Source organism: Oceanospirillum sediminis (assembly GCF_014164585.1).
Classification (GTDB): domain Bacteria; phylum Pseudomonadota; class Gammaproteobacteria; order Pseudomonadales; family Halomonadaceae; genus Oceanospirillum; species Oceanospirillum sediminis.
Genome location: NZ_JACJFM010000366.1, coordinates 1 through 306, shown reverse-complemented (window position 1 = coordinate 306; position 306 = coordinate 1). Strand labels below are relative to the sequence as shown.

The window sequence follows — 306 nt, the reverse complement described above, 5'->3', positions numbered from 1 at the left end:
ACATTAACTCTCCAGGAGGTAGTGTGTATGCCGGTTTAGGTATTTATGACACGATGCAATTTATTAAGCCCGATGTAGCCACAATTTGTACAGGAATGGCCGCCTCAATGGGTGCGGTATTGTTGTGCGCTGGAGAAAAAGGAAAACGCAGTGGTTTAACCCACTCTAGAGTAATGATTCATCAGCCAATGGGCGGTGCTCAAGGGCAAGCCAGTGATATTGAGATCACGGCAAAGGAAATCTTAACCCTAAAAGAAGAGCTTTATAAAATTATTAGTAAGCATTCAGGTCAGGATTACGACAAAG

Annotated in this window: 1 protein-coding gene; it reads left to right on the top strand. The window is 43.1% G+C overall.

Annotated elements, in window-relative coordinates:
* On the top strand, positions 1–306 hold a 306-nt coding region (locus H4O21_RS28925; RefSeq protein WP_182812786.1), incomplete at both ends, for an ATP-dependent Clp protease proteolytic subunit.